Genomic DNA, 14,911 nt, shown 5'->3' with positions numbered 1-14,911 from the left:
CATGTCCCGCAAAACCCTGATCAGCGTGCTCGCCACCTTGCTGGTGCTCGTCGCCGCCCTGTTGCTGGTGCGCACCCTGTGGCGGCACTACATGGATTCGCCCTGGACCCGCGACGGCCGGGTGCGTGCCGACGTGATCAACATTGCCCCGGACGTTGCCGGGCTGGTCACTGAAGTGGCGGTGCGCGACAACCAGGCGGTGCAGGCCGGCGACCTGCTGCTGCGCATCGACGCCAGCCACTACCGGCTGGCGGTCGAGCAGGCCGAGGCGCAGCTCGCCGCGCGCAAGGCGGCGCTGGACATGCGCCGGGTCAACGCCGCGCGGCGCGCCGAGATGGACGACCTGGTGGTATCGCGCGAGAACCGCGAGGACGCCGGGCACATCGCCGCCACCGCGCTGGCCGAGTACCGCGCCGCCCAGGTGGCACTGGACATCGCCCGCCTCGACCTGGCACGCACCGAAGTGCGCGCGCCGGTGGCCGGCTACGTGACCAACCTCAACGTCTACCCCGGCGATTTCGCCCAGCGCGGCGAGGCCAGCCTGGCGCTGGTCGACGGCCAGTCGTTCTACGTCAACGGCTACTTCGAGGAGACCCGCCTGCCGGGCATCCGCGTCGGCGATCGCGCCGAGCTGCGCATGATGAGCGGCGAGCGGGTGATCGGCCACGTCGACAGCATTGCCCGCGGCATCTACGACCGCGACAACCCGCAGAGCCGCGAGCTGACCGCCGACGTCAATCCGACCTTCAACTGGGTGCGCCTGGCCCAGCGCGTGCCGGTGCGCATCCACCTCGACGAGCTGCCTGCCGGCCTGCTGCTGTCCGCCGGGATGACCTGCACGGTGGTGATCGGCGATGCCGCGCACACCGCTGCGGCCAGTCGCGGCTTGAGCGGATTGTTGATTGAGCAGTAACAGTCCTTGTGGTGGTTGAATCTATATCGGCAACTGCCCGGCCCATAAAATAGTCCCGCCTCCCACGCGAGGCACTTCGGTTAGGCGCTGTACCCCTTCGACCGGTTCGTGGAGAGCCGGTCGAGGGGCCTGAGAGCAGCGCGACGAAGCTCCCCCTTCAGAGCCATCGGGACACCCACATGAAAGTCTTTGCGTTGCTGGCACTCGCCGGCGTGTCTTCGCTCGCCCTCGCTTCCGGTCAGGACGAGCAGAGCACTGCCCAGCAAGAGCTGCCACTGGAGCAGTACACCTACGACATGGACCTCGATATCGACCACGTAATTTCCGTCGGCGCAACCCCGAACGTCTGCGCCGTCGCCCCCGTGGAAATGGTCTACGAAGACCACCAGGGCAAGCGCCACCGCCTGCAGTACCAGGTGTTCGGCAACGGCTGCGACAACGGCTGACAGTTGCATCGAACGCCGCCCGGGGGAGGGTTTGCCCAGGCGGCGTTTTTTCTATTTCCCCACGGCACCGCCGGGGGACCTGTAGGAGCGAATTCATTCGCGATGGGGCGGGCGCCGATCGCGAAAGAATTCGCTCCTACACGCTACGGCCGCGGCGACTGTTTCCTCGGCGGTGGGGAATCAACACCTGGCGCCCGTTGCGGCAGCGGGTTGCCGGGGTCGCGCGGGCTGTTGGGATCGACCGGTTCTTCCGGGTCGACGATGCGTTCGAGGTTCTCCTCGTCGTCCAGCGGCGGGTTGATCAGGTCGGGGTTGCGCGGGTCCGGGCTCATGGCACACCTCTGCGAATGTCGGGCTCTCTTCCGATTCGAGATGCGCCGGGGCCGTCGCGTTCACGCTAAAATGCCCGCCCACGCCCGCAACAAGATGGGCGGTGCCTGGGCTTTTGCCCAGCCGCGCACCGCTCTGCTAGTGTCGCGCCACTGATTTTCGCCGAGATAGCTGCCATGGCCCGCAAGAAAAGCGCCCCCGATTTCGAGCAGTCGCTCGCCGAACTGCAAACCCTGGTCGAGCGCCTGGAAAGCGGCGAGCTGTCGCTGGAAGATTCGCTGACCGCCTTCGAGCAGGGCATCCGCCTGACCCGCGAATGCCAGGACGCCCTGGCCCAGGCCGAACAGAAGGTGCAGATCCTCCTCGAACGCGACGGTGAACTGCAGGAAGCGCCGTTCGACACGGACGAGCCGGCATGATCGGCGCCTACCAGCAGCGCTGCCAGCAGCGCGTCGACGCCGCGCTCGATACGCTGTTCCAGGCGCCGCTGCCGCAGCTCGAGCGCCTCTACCAGGCGATGCGCTACAGCGTGATGAACGGCGGCAAGCGCGTCCGTCCGCTGCTCGCCTACGCCGCCTGCGAAGCGCTCGGCGGCCAGGCCGAACAAGCCGACGCCGCCGCCTGTGCGGTGGAGCTGATCCACGCCTACTCGCTGGTCCACGACGACCTGCCGGCAATGGACGACGACGACCTGCGCCGCGGCCAGCCGACCACCCACAAGGCCTTCGACGAAGCCTGCGCGATCCTCGCCGGCGACGGCCTGCAGAGCCTAGCCTTCGAGGTGCTCAGCGACCCGGCGCGCAACCCGCACGACGCCGAGCTGCGCCTGGCCATGCTCACCGCGCTGAGCCGCGCCGCCGGCCCGGCGGGCATGGTCGGCGGTCAGGCGATCGACCTCGGCTCGGTCGGCCAGCGCCTCGACCAGGCCGCGCTGGAGGTCATGCACCGGCACAAGACCGGCGCGCTGATCGAAGCCAGCGTGCGCCTCGGCGCCCTGGCCAGCGGTCGCGCCGAGCCGCGCAACCTGCAGGCGCTGCACAGCTACGCGCAGGCGGTCGGCCTGGCGTTCCAGGTGCAGGACGACATCCTCGACGTGGAGAGCGACACCGCCACGCTCGGCAAGACCCAGGGCAAGGACCAGGCCCACGACAAACCGACCTACCCGGCGCTGCTCGGCCTCGACGCGGCCAAGGCCTATGCCCTGGAGTTGCGCGACCAGGCGCTGCACGCGCTGCGCGGTTTGGGCGAGTCCGCCGAACCGCTGCGCGAGCTGGCCCGCTACATCGTCGAACGGCGCAGCTAAGCCGCCGCCAGACAGCAAAACGCCGGGCAATGCCCGGCGTTTTCATTGCTGCGCAGTGCGCTACGGCTCAGGCGCCGACCACCTCGCCGGCGGCCACTGCCGGGGTGCGGCGTGCCACCAGCAGGCGCGCCTTGACCAGCAGCCAGGGCATCGCCAGGGTGACGAACAGACCCATCAGCAAGCCACGCAGGCCTTGCCAGTACTCCGCCGGCAGGCCGAGCTGGGCCTCGACGACCTTGAGCACTTTCTGCAGCAGGATGAAGCCCAGCGCACCGAGCAGCGCGGCGAGCACGCGACGCCAGACCTGCGGCGCAGCGCCGAAGTCGAGCAGCCGGCCTTCCACGCGCCAGCCGAGCGCGGCACCGATCAGCAGGCCGACAAACAGCGGCACGTAGTCCGGCGCCTCGAGCGCCGGCCACAGCGCCAGGCTGCCGCCACCGATCACCAGGATGCTCAGCACGTGCCAGCCGACATGCGCCTCGCGCCACCAGGCCAGGTCCTTGACGCGTGCGGCGATCACCAGGGTGACGCCGCCGAGCAGCGCACCGACCAGCACGTCCTCGATGTCATGGGCGGCGAGGTACAGGCGACTCAGGCACACGCCCAGGCAGATCAGCGCGCAGGCCACCCAGCACCACAGGCGGCGCACTTCGTAGGCCAGCCACAGCCAAAGCACCACGGCCAGTTGCGCATGGCCGCTGGGCAGCCCGTAGCTGTCGCCGACGCGGTCGTCGAGGCGCAGCTCCAGCGGCGGCCGCGGATCCTGGAAAATGTCCTTGAACAGCGCGTTGAGCCAGGCGGAAATACCGATCAGCAGCAGCAGGCGGAAGAAGGTGTGCTTGTTCCAGCCCCAGAAGCCAATCGGCACGGCAAACAGCAGGAAGGTCCCGTAGCCGAGCCAGGTGAAGGCGTTGGCCAGTTGGGTCAGCTCGGGCGTGCGCAGCGGCAGCACCCAAGTCATGTCGTGCAGCAGTTCGATCATTCGTATCCCCGGATGATTCTTGTTATGGAGCGGCGTTGATACTGCATCGGCGGCGCGCACGGCAATCCCGCGCGCGTGCCGATGCTCACAGTTGGCCGGGAAGACCTTCGCGGAAGTCGCGCCAGCCATCACCCAGCGTTGGGTCCTGGTATTCGGCCCACTAGAGTTGGTTTCTGCGCGGCACGGCGGCGGCGCATCATTCATTCCATCAATACAAGAACAGGATCGTCCCCATGACCCCGCCCCTGCGCGCCCTGCTGATCGCCAACCGTGGCGAGATCGCCATCCGCATCGCCCGCGCCGCCGCCGAACTGGGCCTGCGCAGCGTCGCGGTGTATGCCGATGACGACGCCCATTCGCTGCATGTGCGCCAGGCCGACCAGGCGGTGGCGCTCGGCGCGCGCGGCGTGGCGGCCTACCTGGACAGCGCGCGACTGATCGCCATCGCCCTGGCCGAGGGCTGCGACGCGGTGCACCCGGGCTATGGCTTCCTCGCCGAGAACCCCGACTTCGCGCGGCGCTGCGCCGAGGCCGGGCTGCGCTTCGTCGGCCCGGCGCCGGAGGTCCTCGAGCTGTTCGGCGACAAGGCCCAGGCGCGCGCGCTGGCTGAGCGTTGCGGGGTGCCTCTGGTGGCCGGGATCAACCACGCGGTGAGTCTCGAGCAGGCGCGCGCGTTCCAGGCCGAGCACGGCGCGGTGATGCTCAAGGCGCTGGCCGGCGGCGGCGGGCGTGGCATGCGCGCGATCAGCCGGGCCGACGAACTGGAGGCGGCGTTTGCCCGCTGCCAGTCGGAGGCGCGCGCCGCGTTCGGCCGCGACGAGCTGTACATCGAGCAGCTGGTGCGCCCGGCGCGGCACATCGAGGTGCAGGTGCTCGGCGATGGCGAAACCGTCAGCCACCTGTGGGAGCGCGACTGCAGCCTGCAGCGCCGCCACCAGAAGCTGGTCGAGATCGCCCCCAGCCCGGACCTGCCGACCGCCACCCGCGACGCGCTGATCGCCGCCGCGCTGCAGCTGGCCGGCGCGGTGCGCTACCAGGGCATCGGCACCTTCGAGTTCCTCGTCGACGGCGAGCAGCCCGAGCGCTTCTATTTCATGGAGGCCAACCCGCGCATCCAGGTCGAGCACACGGTCACCGAGCAGGTCACCGGCGTCGACCTGCTGCACTGTCAGCTGCGCCTGGCCGCCGGCGCCACGCTCGGCGAGCTGGGCGTGCTACCGCCGCCACCGCCGCGCGGGCATGCCGTGCAGCTGCGCATCAATCTGGAAACCCTGCAGGCCGATGGCAGCGCGCACCCGGCCGCCGGCACGCTGAGCGCCTACGAGCCGCCGAGCGGCCCCGGCCTGCGCGTCGACGGCTACGGCTACGCCGGCTATGCGGTGAGCCCCAGCTACGACTCGCTGCTGGCCAAGCTGATCGCCCACGGCCACGACTACCCGGCCGCCCTGCAGCGCGCCTACCGCGCGCTCAGCGAGTTCCGCCTGGAGGGCGTGGCGAACAACCGCCACCTGCTGCAGAACCTGCTGCGCCGCGAGGAAGTCACCGCGCACCGGGTCGACACCGGCTTCGTCGAACGGCACCTCGGCGAGCTGCTCGGCGCCCAGCCGCAGGCCCACCCGCACCGCTACTTCAGCGCCAGCAGCGCGGTCGCCGAAACGCAGCAGGCTGCGGTCGACGCGCCGCCCGGCAGCCTGCCGCTGCCCACGCCGAGCACCGGCGTGGTGGTCAGCCTGGAGGTCGCGGTCGGCAGCGCGGTGGCGGCCGGGCAGACGGTCGCGGTGCTCGAAGCGATGAAGATGGAATTCGAGGTCAAGGCGCCCAGCGGCGGCATCGTCCGCGCCCTCGCCGCCCAGCCCGGGCAGGCCCTCAACGAAGGCCAGCCACTGCTGTTCATCGAACCGGCCGAGGTCGCCGGCCGCGGCGCGCAGAGCGAGGAACAGGTCGACCTGGCGCACATCCGCGCCGACCTCGCTGAGGTGCTCGAGCGCCACGCCATCACCCATGACGCACGGCGTCCGCAGGCGGTCGCCAAACGGCGCAAGACCGGCCAGCGCACCACCCGCGAGAACCTCGCCGACCTGCTCGATGGCGGCAGCTTCAGCGAATACGGCGCCCTCGCCCTGGCCGCCCAGCGGCGTCGGCGCACGCCCGAGGAGCTGCTCGAACTGAGCCCGGCCGACGGCCTGGTCGCCGGCACCGGCACGGTCAACGCCGCCGAGTTCGGCGACGCCGCGGCGCGCTGCATGGCGATCGCCTACGACTACACGGTGTTCGCCGGCACCCAGGGGATGATGAACCACAAGAAAACCGACCGCATGCTGCAGCTCGCCGAGCAGTGGCGGCTGCCGCTGGTGCTGTTCGCCGAGGGCGGTGGCGGACGGCCGGGGGATACCGATTTCGTCGGCGTGGCCGGTCTCGACTGCCACACCTTCGTCGGCATGGCCAAGCTGTCCGGCCTGGTGCCGTTGGTCGGCGTGGTCTCCGGGCGCTGCTTCGCCGGCAACGCCGCGCTGCTCGGCTGCTGCGATGTGATCATCGCCGCACAGGACGCCAGCATCGGCATGGCCGGCCCGGCGATGATCGAAGGCGGCGGCCTCGGCAGCTACACCCCGGAGCAGGTCGGGCCGAGCAGCGTGCAGGGCCCCAACGGAGTGATCGACGTGCTGGTTGCCGACGAGGCCGAGGCGGTGCGGGTGGCCAAGCAGTACCTCGGCTACTTCCAGGGCCGCACCCGCGACTGGCAGTGCGCGGACCAGCGCGAGCTGCGCCAGGTGATCCCGGAGAACCGCCTGCGCGTCTACGACATCCGCCGGGTCATCGAGCTGCTCGCCGACCAGGGCAGCGTGCTGGAGCTGCGTCGCCAGTTCGCCCCCGGGCTGATCACCGCGCTGGTGCGCGTCGAAGGCCGACCGTTCGGCCTGCTCGCCAACAACCCCGGGCACCTCGGTGGCGCCATCGACGCGCTGGCCGGCGACAAGGCCGCGCGCTTCATGCAGCTGTGCGACGCCTTCGACCTGCCGATCATCTCGCTGTGCGACACCCCCGGCTTCATGGTCGGCCCGGAGGCCGAGAAGCAGGCCACGGTGCGCCACGTGTCGCGCATGTTCGTCGCCGCCGCCAGCCTGTCGGTGCCGTTCTTCACCGTGGTGCTGCGCAAGGGCTACGGCCTCGGCGCCCAGGCGATGGCTGCCGGCAGCTTCCATTCGCCGCTGTTCACCATCGCCTGGCCGAGCGCCGAGTTCGGTGCCATGGGCCTGGAGGGCGCGGTGCGCCTGGGCTTCGCCAAGGAACTGGCGGCCCAGGACAGTCCCGAGGCGCGCCAGGCGCTGTTCGACAAGCTGGTGGCCAAGGCCTACCAGAACGGCAAGGCGATCAACATGGCCAGCTTCCTCGAGATCGATGCGGTGATCGACCCGCAGGACACCCGCGCCTGGTTGCTGCGCGGCCTCAACGCGGCGCCCCAGCCGCCCAAGCGCGAGGGCAAGAAACGCCCGTTCGTGGACACCTGGTAAGCGGAGCCGACCATGCCTGAACTCGACCACCAGCTACTCGCCGTCAACGGCATCACCCTCAGCCTGTACAGCGCCGGCCCGGCGGACGGCCGGCCGGTGTGGCTGCTGCACGGCTTCCCCGAATGCTGGTACTCGTGGCGCCAGCAGATCGACCCGCTGGTGCGCGCCGGCTACCGCGTGCTGGTCCCGGAAATGCGCGGCTACGGGCAGTCCAGCGCGCCGCAGGCGATCGAGGCCTACGAGCTGCTGACCCTGTGCGGCGACATCCAGGCGGCGATGGACGCGCTCGGCCAGCGCGAGGCCTGTGTGGTCGGCCACGACTGGGGCGCGCCGGTGGCCTGGCACCTCGGCCTGCTCGAGCCGCAGCGGGTCAAGGCGCTGGTCACCCTGTCGGTGCCGTTCGGCGGGCGGCCCAAGCGCCCGGCCATCGACATCATGCGCGAGGCCAATGCCGAGCGGTTCAACTACATCGTCTACTTCCAGGAACCCGGCGTCGCCGAGGCGGAGCTGGACGCCGACATCAGCCGCAGCCTGCGCCTGCTGCTGACCGGCACCGGCGAGGTGTTCCTGCAGGCCAAGCCGGCCGACGCCCGCCTGCTCGACGGCATGCCCGAACCCGGCGCGTTCCCCGCCTGGTGCAGCGAGACGGATTTCGCCGTGTACCGGCAGACCCTGGCCAACGGCTTTCGCGGCCCGCTGAACTGGTACCGCAACTTCACCCGCAACTGGCAGCGCACCGAGTTCCTCGCCGGCCGGCAGATCGAGCAGCCGACGCTGTTCCTGCTCGGCGCCGACGACCCGGTCGGCAAGCTCGAGGCCTACACCCTCAAGCGCATGGCCGAGCTGGTCCCGCAGCTCGAACAGCACCTGCTCGAGGACTGCGGCCACTGGGTGCAGAACGAGCAGGCGGAGGCGGTCAACACGCTGTTGCTGGAGTTCCTGCAGCGCCGTTATCCGGCCTGAGGACGGTCGCCGCGCTGCCCCACCCTTACGGATTGGGCAGCCTTTCGCGCATCGGGTAAACTGCCGCATCTTTTGCATGCCTATAACGACCCGCCTGATGCCGACGACTTTCCACCAGATTCCCCGCGAACGCCCCGCCACCCCGCTGCTTGACCGCGCCGCGACGCCGGCCGACCTGCGCCGGCTGGCCGAAGCCGAGCTGGAAACCCTGGCCGACGAGCTGCGCCAGGAGCTGCTGTACACGGTCGGCCAGACCGGTGGCCACTTCGGCGCCGGGCTCGGCGTGGTCGAGCTGACCATCGCCCTGCACTACATCTTCGACACCCCCGACGACCGTCTGGTGTGGGACGTCGGCCACCAGGCCTACCCGCACAAGATCCTCACCGGGCGCCGCGAACGGATGCTCAGCCTGCGTCAGAAGGACGGCATCGCCGCCTTCCCGCGCCGCGTCGAGAGCGAGTACGACACCTTCGGCGTCGGCCACTCCAGCACCTCGATCAGCGCCGCGCTGGGCATGGCCATCGCCGCCAAGCTGCAGGGCAGCAAGCGCAAGAGCGTGGCGGTGATCGGTGACGGCGCGCTGACCGCGGGGATGGCCTTCGAGGCGCTGAACCACGCCTCCGACGTCAAGGCCGACATGCTGGTGGTGCTCAACGACAACGACATGTCGATCTCGCGCAACGTCGGCGGGCTGTCCAACTACCTGGCCAAGATCCTCTCCAGCCGCACCTACGCGAGCATGCGCGAAGGCAGCAAGAAGGTGCTGTCGCGCCTGCCCGGCGCCTGGGAAATCGCCCGCAAGGCCGAGGAGCACGCCAAGGGCATGCTGGTCCCCGGCACGCTGTTCGAGGAACTCGGCTGGAACTACGTCGGCCCGATCGACGGCCACGACCTGCCGACCCTGCTCGCCACGCTGCGCAACATGCGCGGCCTGGAAGGCCCGCAGTTCCTCCACGTGATCACCAAGAAGGGCAAGGGCTTCGCCCCGGCCGAGGCCGATCCGATCGGCTACCACGCGATCACCAAGCTGGAGCCGATCAAGGCGCCAGCCGCCGAGCCGAAGAAAGCTTCCGGGCCGAAGTACTCCAACGTGTTCGGCCAGTGGCTGTGCGACATGGCCGAGGCTGACCCGCGGCTGCTGGGCATCACCCCGGCGATGAAGGAAGGCTCCGACCTGGTCGACTTCAGCGAACGCTTCCCGGCGCGCTACTTCGACGTCGCCATCGCCGAGCAGCACGCCGTGACGCTGGCCGCCGGCATGGCCTGCGAAGGCGCCAAGCCGGTGGTGGCGATCTACTCAACCTTCCTGCAGCGCGCCTACGATCAACTGATCCACGACGTCGCCGTGCAGCACCTCGACGTGCTGTTCGCCATCGACCGCGCCGGCCTGGTCGGCGAAGACGGCCCGACCCACGCCGGCAGCTTCGACCTCTCCTACCTGCGCTGCATCCCCGGCATGCTGGTGATGACGCCGAGCGACGAGAACGAGATGCGCCGCATGCTCACCACCGGCTACCTGTTCGACGGCCCGGCGGCGGTGCGCTACCCGCGCGGCAGCGGCCCGAATGCGACCATCGACCCGGCCCTGGTGCCGCTGGAAATCGGCAAGGGCGTGGTGCGTCGCCAAGGGCAGAACGACAGCGGCCGCCGGATCGCCCTGCTGGTGTTCGGCGTGCAACTCGCCGAGGCGCTGCAGGTCGGCGAGGCGCTCGACGCCACGGTGGTCGACATGCGTTTCGTCAAACCGCTCGATGAGGCGCTGCTGCGCGAGCTGGCGGCCAACCACGAGCTGCTGGTGACCATCGAGGAAAACGCCATCATGGGCGGCGCCGGCAGCGCGGTCGGCGAGTTCCTCGCCGGCGAAGGCGTGCACCAGCCGCTGCTGCACCTCGGCCTGCCGGACTATTACGTGGAACACGCCAAACCGGCGCAGATGCTCGCCGAATGCGGCCTCGACGCCGCCGGCATCGAGCGCAGCGTACGCGCGCGGCTGGAGGCGTTGTAAAAAAACGCGACCCTCACCCTAACCCTCTCCCGGAGGGAGAGGGGACTGGGCAGCGCAGAACACAGACCACGGTGCTTATCCACCGCACGGCTAACCCCCTTTCCCCTCGGGAGAGGGCCGGGGTGAGGGACACAAGCTCACCCCATGAAAGTTGTACCCAGGTCGCCCAATCAGGGCGTTAAACGGGAAGCAGGTGAAAAGCCTGCACTGCCCCCGCAACGGTAAACCGACCGCTCTCCCCGGAGAGCACGCCGTCTCGACAGCCACTGGACGCTACAGTCCGGGAAGGTGAGATGGTGAGTGTCGGCAGTCCGGAGACCGGCCTCGGTGCGTTGTGACAGGTGTTGCGGAGGGCATCACCGTCAAGCGCTGGCCGCCGTGCGCCACCCGCTTGCCCCTGCCCTCCTCAAAAGATTGCTGACCCCCTTTTGAGGATTCGTTTGATGACACTCTCCCGCCTTGCCCTCGCCATGGCCGCGCTGCCGCTGGCCCTCCAGGCCGACGAACTGCCCCTGGAGCACGCCGCGCTGCAGGTACCGGCGCTGGTGATCACCTCCGGGCGCCAGGTCGAGCCGCTGGCCAAGACCACCGCGGCGACCACGGTGTTCACCCGCCCGGACATCGAGCGCCTGCAGGTCAGCAGCGTCGCCGACTTGCTCGAGCATGTGCCGGGCGTCAGCGTGGTGCGCACCGGCGGCGCCGGCAGCCTGACCAGCGTGTTCCTGCGCGGCACCTCGACCGCGCAGACCCTGGTGCTGGTCGACGGCCAGCGCATCGCCGCGGCGTCCAGCGGCACCAGCAGCCTGGAGTTTCTCGACCCGGCGCAGATCGAGCGGGTTGAAGTGGTGCGCGGCGCGCGCTCGGCGCTGTACGGCTCGGACGCCATCGGCGGGGTCATCCAGATCTTCACCCGCCAGGGCACGGGCGACGGTCTCAAGCCTTACGCGCGCCTGGCCGCCGGCAGCCACCAGACGGTCGAGCGCAGCCTCGGCCTGTCCGGCGGCGACGCGCAGACGCGCTTCAACCTCGGCGCCGGTCTCGACGAAACCGCCGGTATCGACGCGACCCGCGACAGCTTCGGCGCCAACGGCGACGAGGACGCCTACCGCAACCGTTCGCTGAGCCTGAACCTGTCACACCGTTTCAACGACGACCTCGAAGTCGGCGTCAGCGCCCTCGACCAGCGCGGCGAAGTGGAATTCGACGATGTGTTCTTCGGCACCCTGCCGACCACCAACTTCCAGCTCAGCAGCCTCTCGGCGTTCGCCGACGCGCGCTTCAACGCGCTGTGGAGCAGCCGCCTGGAACTCGGTCACAGCGAAGACAAGCGCGACAACGGCGACGACCTGCAGGACCTCGACCCGAGCCAGTTCAACACCTACCGCGACTCGGCCAGCTGGGTGAACACCCTGGCCCTCAGCGACGCCCAGCAACTGCTGGTCGGCGCCGACTGGTACGAGGATCGCCTGCACAGCACCACCGATTTCACCGAGGAGTCGCGCTGGAACCAGGCGGCGTTCATCCAGCACCGCTACCGGGGCGAGGCGTTCGCCACCGAACTCGGCGTGCGCCACGACAAGAACCAGCAGTTCGGCAGCGAGAACAGCTGGAACGCCGCGCTGACCCTGCCGCTGAATGCCGCCAACGACCTGGTGTTCTCCTACAGCGAAGGCTTCCGCGCGCCGACCTTCAACGACCTGTATTTCCCGGACTTCTGCTTCTTCGGCAGCTGCTTCGCCAACGCCAACCCGAACCTGCGCCCGGAAACCTCGAAGAGCTACGAAGTGCAGTGGCGCAGCCGCTACCGCGACGACGGTGCGCTGGAACTTTCGCTGTACCGCACCGACCTGCAGGACGCCATCGTCCTCGACCAGGACTTCATTCCGCAGAACGTCGGCACCGCGCGGATCAACGGTTTCGAGGCGGCGCTCAAGCAGGAGCTGTTCGGCTGGCAGGGCAACCTGGCGCTCGGCCTGATCGACCCGCGCGACCGCGACAGCGGCCACACCCTGGCGCGCCGCGCCAAGCGCACCCTGACCCTCGACCTCGACCGGCGTTTCGGCTCATTCAGCGCCGGGGCCAGCTGGCGCGGGGTGAGCGGGCGTTACGACGATGCCGCCAACAATGTCGAGCTGGGCGGCTACGGCCTGGTCGACCTGCGCGGCGGCTGGCAGGCGACCCCGGAGGTGGGCCTGGAGGTGAAGCTGGAGAACCTGCTCGACAAGGACTACGCCGAGGCCAGCTACAGCACGCCGAACGGCCGTTTCGGCTACAACAGCGAAGGGCGTACCGCGCTGTTCGCGGTGACCTGGACCCCGGCGCTCTGACCGCGGCGCTCTAGCGCTGGGCCTTGGCCAGCACGGCGCAGAGCTGTTCGAGCGCACCGAGCATCTGGTAGCTGGGCCGCTCCAGACCCTTGTCCGGCACCGCCCAGATCTGCCCGCGGCGCACCGCGGCGAGTTGCGGCCAGGCCTGCCAGATGTCCAGTTCGGCGCGGGTGCCGCCGAGAATCACCTGCGGATCGCGCGCCAGCACCGCCTCGATGCTGACCTGCGGGGCCGGCTGGCGCAGGTCGGCGAACACGTTGCGCGCGCCGCACACCTCCAGCGCGTCGCTGATCACCTGGCCGCCGCCGACGGTGTACAGCGGCTTGTGCCAGACCTGATAGAACACCGGCAGCGGCGTCGCCCGCCGGTAGCGCTGGCGCAACGTGGCCAGGCCCTGGCGGAAGTCCGCAGCCAGCTGCTGACCCTGTTGCGGGCGGCCGACCAGCTCGCCGATCTGCACGAAGCTGTCGGCCAGCTGCGCCAAGTCGCGCGGCACCACCGCCTGCACATTGAACCCGAGACGCCGCAGCTGCTCCTGCTGGGCCGGCGGCACGCTGCCGGGGGCGAGGAGGATCAGGTCAGGCTTGAGGCCGAGCAGGGTTTCCACTTCCAGCTGGCCGTAGCGGCCCACCGAGGGCAGACCGGCCAGCTGCGGCGGCCGCGCGGCGCCATCGAGCACACCGACCAGGCGATCGCCGGCACCCAGCTCGAGCATGATTTCCGACAGCGAGGGGGCCAGGCTGACCACCCGCTCGGCCGCCGCCAGCGAACCGCTGAGGCACAGTACCAGGCAGGCGAGCAGGCGACGCATCAGCCGAGTTGGCGGGGAATACGGTAGAGGATCAGCAGCACCAGGCTGGACAGCGCGAGGAGCAGCTGCGGGATGGTTTCCAGGCCGGCGAACACCGCCAGCGCAGCGACCCAGGCCGGCAGCGCGGCGCCGAGCATGGCGGTGCGGCGGCTCGCCTGCAGCTGCTGCCAGGCCGACTCTTCCTCGGCGCTGTCGAGGGCGCGTTCGGTGGCGACCAGCGCCAGCTTGTAGCGGCGGAACCACAGCAGGCTGGGGAACATCGCCAGCAGGCCGGCGATGAACAGCGGCATGGCCACCGGGCCGTGACTGCGCGCGGCACCGAACAGCAGGTCGAGCACCAGCAGCGGCGCCAGCGCCAGCAGCAGGTGCAGCCACCAGCCGCGCGCCAGGCGCTGACGCCAGAGCGCGCGACTCACAGGCTTTCCTCTTCCTCGCCCTGGTGCTGATTGCCCAGCAGGTGGCCGAGCTTGCCGGCCTTGGTGGCCAGGTACTTGCGGTTGTGCGGGTTGTGGGCGATCTGCAGCGGCACGCGTTGACTGACTTGCACGCCGAGGTCGCCGAGGCCTTTGACCTTGCGCGGGTTGTTGGTCATCAGTTTGAGCGACTGGATGCCCAGGTGCTCGAGCATCGGCCGGCAGATCGAGTAGTCGCGCAGGTCGGCGCCGAAGCCCAGGCGCTCGTTGGCCTCGACGGTGTCGGCACCGCCGTCCTGCAGTTCGTAGGCGCGGATCTTGTTCAGCAGGCCGATGCCACGGCCTTCCTGACGCAGGTAGAGCAGCACGCCACGGCCCTCTTCGGCGATCGCGCGCAGCGCCGCCTCGAGCTGGAAGCCGCAGTCGCAGCGCAGGCTGAACAGCGCATCGCCGGTAAGGCACTCGGAGTGCAGGCGGCCCAGGACCGGCGCGCCATCGGCGACATCGCCGAGGGTCAGCGCCACATGTTCACGCCCAGTGGCCTCTTCGCGGAAGCCGTGCATGGTGAACACGGCGAACGGGGTGGGCAGTTGGGAGGCGGCGACGAAAACGACAGACACCGGAAGCTCCTGTCTCAAAATCGGAAAGGGGAAAAGCCCGGCATTGTAGCAGCAGCCCGGCGCCGGCAGGCAGGCGGAATAGTGGGTCATAACCATCGAAGGCTTCGAAGCGACGGCCACACGCTGGTTAAACCTTGACCCGCCCTGCGCACTCCAACGCTGAGCTGGATCAATGCAGGTGCGGCCGCAGGCGATAAAATTATGAGAAGCAGTTCACATTTCCTGGCCGGATCGCGCATCTCGCCATACGCTTAAAAATTAACCCGGAGCGATCCAAGGACCGACC

At 69.5% G+C, this 14,911-nt stretch carries 13 protein-coding genes and 1 riboswitch; of the genes, 8 read left to right on the top strand and 5 right to left on the bottom strand.

Annotated features, from left to right (window positions below; genetic code table 11):
* Position 1 precedes the first annotated feature (1 nt).
* Together JQX08_RS18900 and JQX08_RS18895 are read left to right on the top strand one after the other, a co-directional pair.
* Positions 2 to 913: an efflux RND transporter periplasmic adaptor subunit gene (locus JQX08_RS18900; protein ID WP_205349970.1), complete on the top strand. Its 912-nt coding sequence runs from the start codon at positions 2 to 4 to the stop codon at positions 911 to 913.
* A gap of 179 nt (positions 914 to 1,092) precedes the next feature.
* Positions 1,093 to 1,359 (top strand): DUF2790 domain-containing protein, encoded by a 267-nt coding sequence (locus JQX08_RS18895; RefSeq protein ID WP_205349969.1) that lies wholly within the window; start codon positions 1,093 to 1,095, stop codon positions 1,357 to 1,359.
* A 143-nt stretch (positions 1,360 to 1,502) separates the two neighbouring features.
* On the opposite strand, the gene JQX08_RS18890 is transcribed toward JQX08_RS18895, so the two are convergent.
* Complete coding sequence (locus tag JQX08_RS18890; RefSeq protein ID WP_205349968.1) at positions 1,503 to 1,691, bottom strand: hypothetical protein; 189 nt, start codon at positions 1,689 to 1,691, stop codon at positions 1,503 to 1,505.
* A gap of 174 nt (positions 1,692 to 1,865) precedes the next feature.
* Between JQX08_RS18890 and JQX08_RS18885 the strand changes: the two genes are divergently transcribed.
* Entirely contained in the window at positions 1,866 to 2,108 is a 243-nt protein-coding gene (locus tag JQX08_RS18885; RefSeq protein WP_205349967.1) for an exodeoxyribonuclease VII small subunit, read from the top strand.
* Positions 2,105 to 2,992 carry a (2E,6E)-farnesyl diphosphate synthase gene (ispA, locus tag JQX08_RS18880; protein WP_205349966.1) on the top strand — a complete coding sequence of 296 codons (888 nt, stop codon included), beginning with the start codon at positions 2,105 to 2,107 and terminating at the stop codon, positions 2,990 to 2,992. Before JQX08_RS18885 ends, ispA begins: the two co-directional genes overlap by 4 nt.
* A gap of 67 nt (positions 2,993 to 3,059) precedes the next feature.
* On the opposite strand, the gene JQX08_RS18875 is transcribed toward ispA, so the two are convergent.
* A complete protein-coding gene (locus JQX08_RS18875; RefSeq protein WP_205349965.1) occupies positions 3,060 to 3,974 on the bottom strand; it encodes a phosphatase PAP2 family protein in 915 nt (304 codons plus the stop codon).
* Positions 3,975 to 4,207: 233 nt separating this feature from the next.
* Between JQX08_RS18875 and JQX08_RS18870 the strand changes: the two genes are divergently transcribed.
* The 4 genes from JQX08_RS18870 (at position 4,208) to JQX08_RS18855 (ending at position 12,781) form a co-directional block, all read left to right on the top strand.
* Entirely contained in the window at positions 4,208 to 7,486 is a 3,279-nt protein-coding gene (locus tag JQX08_RS18870) for a carboxyl transferase domain-containing protein (RefSeq protein WP_205349964.1), read from the top strand.
* A 12-nt stretch (positions 7,487 to 7,498) separates the two neighbouring features.
* Positions 7,499 to 8,449, top strand: coding sequence for an alpha/beta fold hydrolase (locus tag JQX08_RS18865; protein WP_205349963.1), 951 nt, complete (start codon positions 7,499 to 7,501; stop codon positions 8,447 to 8,449).
* A 97-nt stretch (positions 8,450 to 8,546) separates the two neighbouring features.
* Positions 8,547 to 10,454, top strand: a complete 1,908-nt coding sequence (gene dxs / locus JQX08_RS18860; RefSeq protein WP_205349962.1) for a 1-deoxy-D-xylulose-5-phosphate synthase — start codon at positions 8,547 to 8,549, stop codon at positions 10,452 to 10,454.
* A 142-nt stretch (positions 10,455 to 10,596) separates the two neighbouring features.
* Positions 10,597 to 10,795, top strand: a riboswitch (cobalamin riboswitch).
* A gap of 102 nt (positions 10,796 to 10,897) precedes the next feature.
* Positions 10,898 to 12,781, top strand: a complete 1,884-nt coding sequence (locus JQX08_RS18855; RefSeq protein ID WP_205349961.1) for a TonB-dependent receptor plug domain-containing protein — start codon at positions 10,898 to 10,900, stop codon at positions 12,779 to 12,781.
* A gap of 10 nt (positions 12,782 to 12,791) precedes the next feature.
* Here JQX08_RS18855 and JQX08_RS18850 read toward each other — a convergent pair whose 3' ends face one another.
* The 3 genes from JQX08_RS18850 to ribA are packed head-to-tail and all read right to left on the bottom strand — an operon-like array spanning position 12,792 to position 14,625.
* The gene (locus JQX08_RS18850) at positions 12,792 to 13,592 is read right to left on the bottom strand and encodes a cobalamin-binding protein (protein WP_205349960.1); all 801 of its coding nucleotides are present in this window, start codon (positions 13,590 to 13,592) and stop codon (positions 12,792 to 12,794) included.
* On the bottom strand, positions 13,592 to 14,008 hold the full coding sequence (locus JQX08_RS18845; protein WP_205349959.1) for an MFS transporter: 417 nt from the start codon (positions 14,006 to 14,008) through the stop codon (positions 13,592 to 13,594). Before JQX08_RS18845 ends, JQX08_RS18850 begins: the two co-directional genes overlap by 1 nt.
* A complete protein-coding gene (gene ribA, locus JQX08_RS18840) occupies positions 14,005 to 14,625 on the bottom strand; it encodes a GTP cyclohydrolase II (protein WP_205349958.1) in 621 nt (206 codons plus the stop codon). Before ribA ends, JQX08_RS18845 begins: the two co-directional genes overlap by 4 nt.
* Positions 14,626 to 14,911: the final 286 nt, after the last annotated feature.

Source organism: Zestomonas insulae (assembly GCF_016901015.1).
Classification (GTDB): domain Bacteria; phylum Pseudomonadota; class Gammaproteobacteria; order Pseudomonadales; family Pseudomonadaceae; genus Aquipseudomonas; species Aquipseudomonas insulae.
This window is presented reverse-complemented; position numbering and strand designations above follow the sequence as displayed.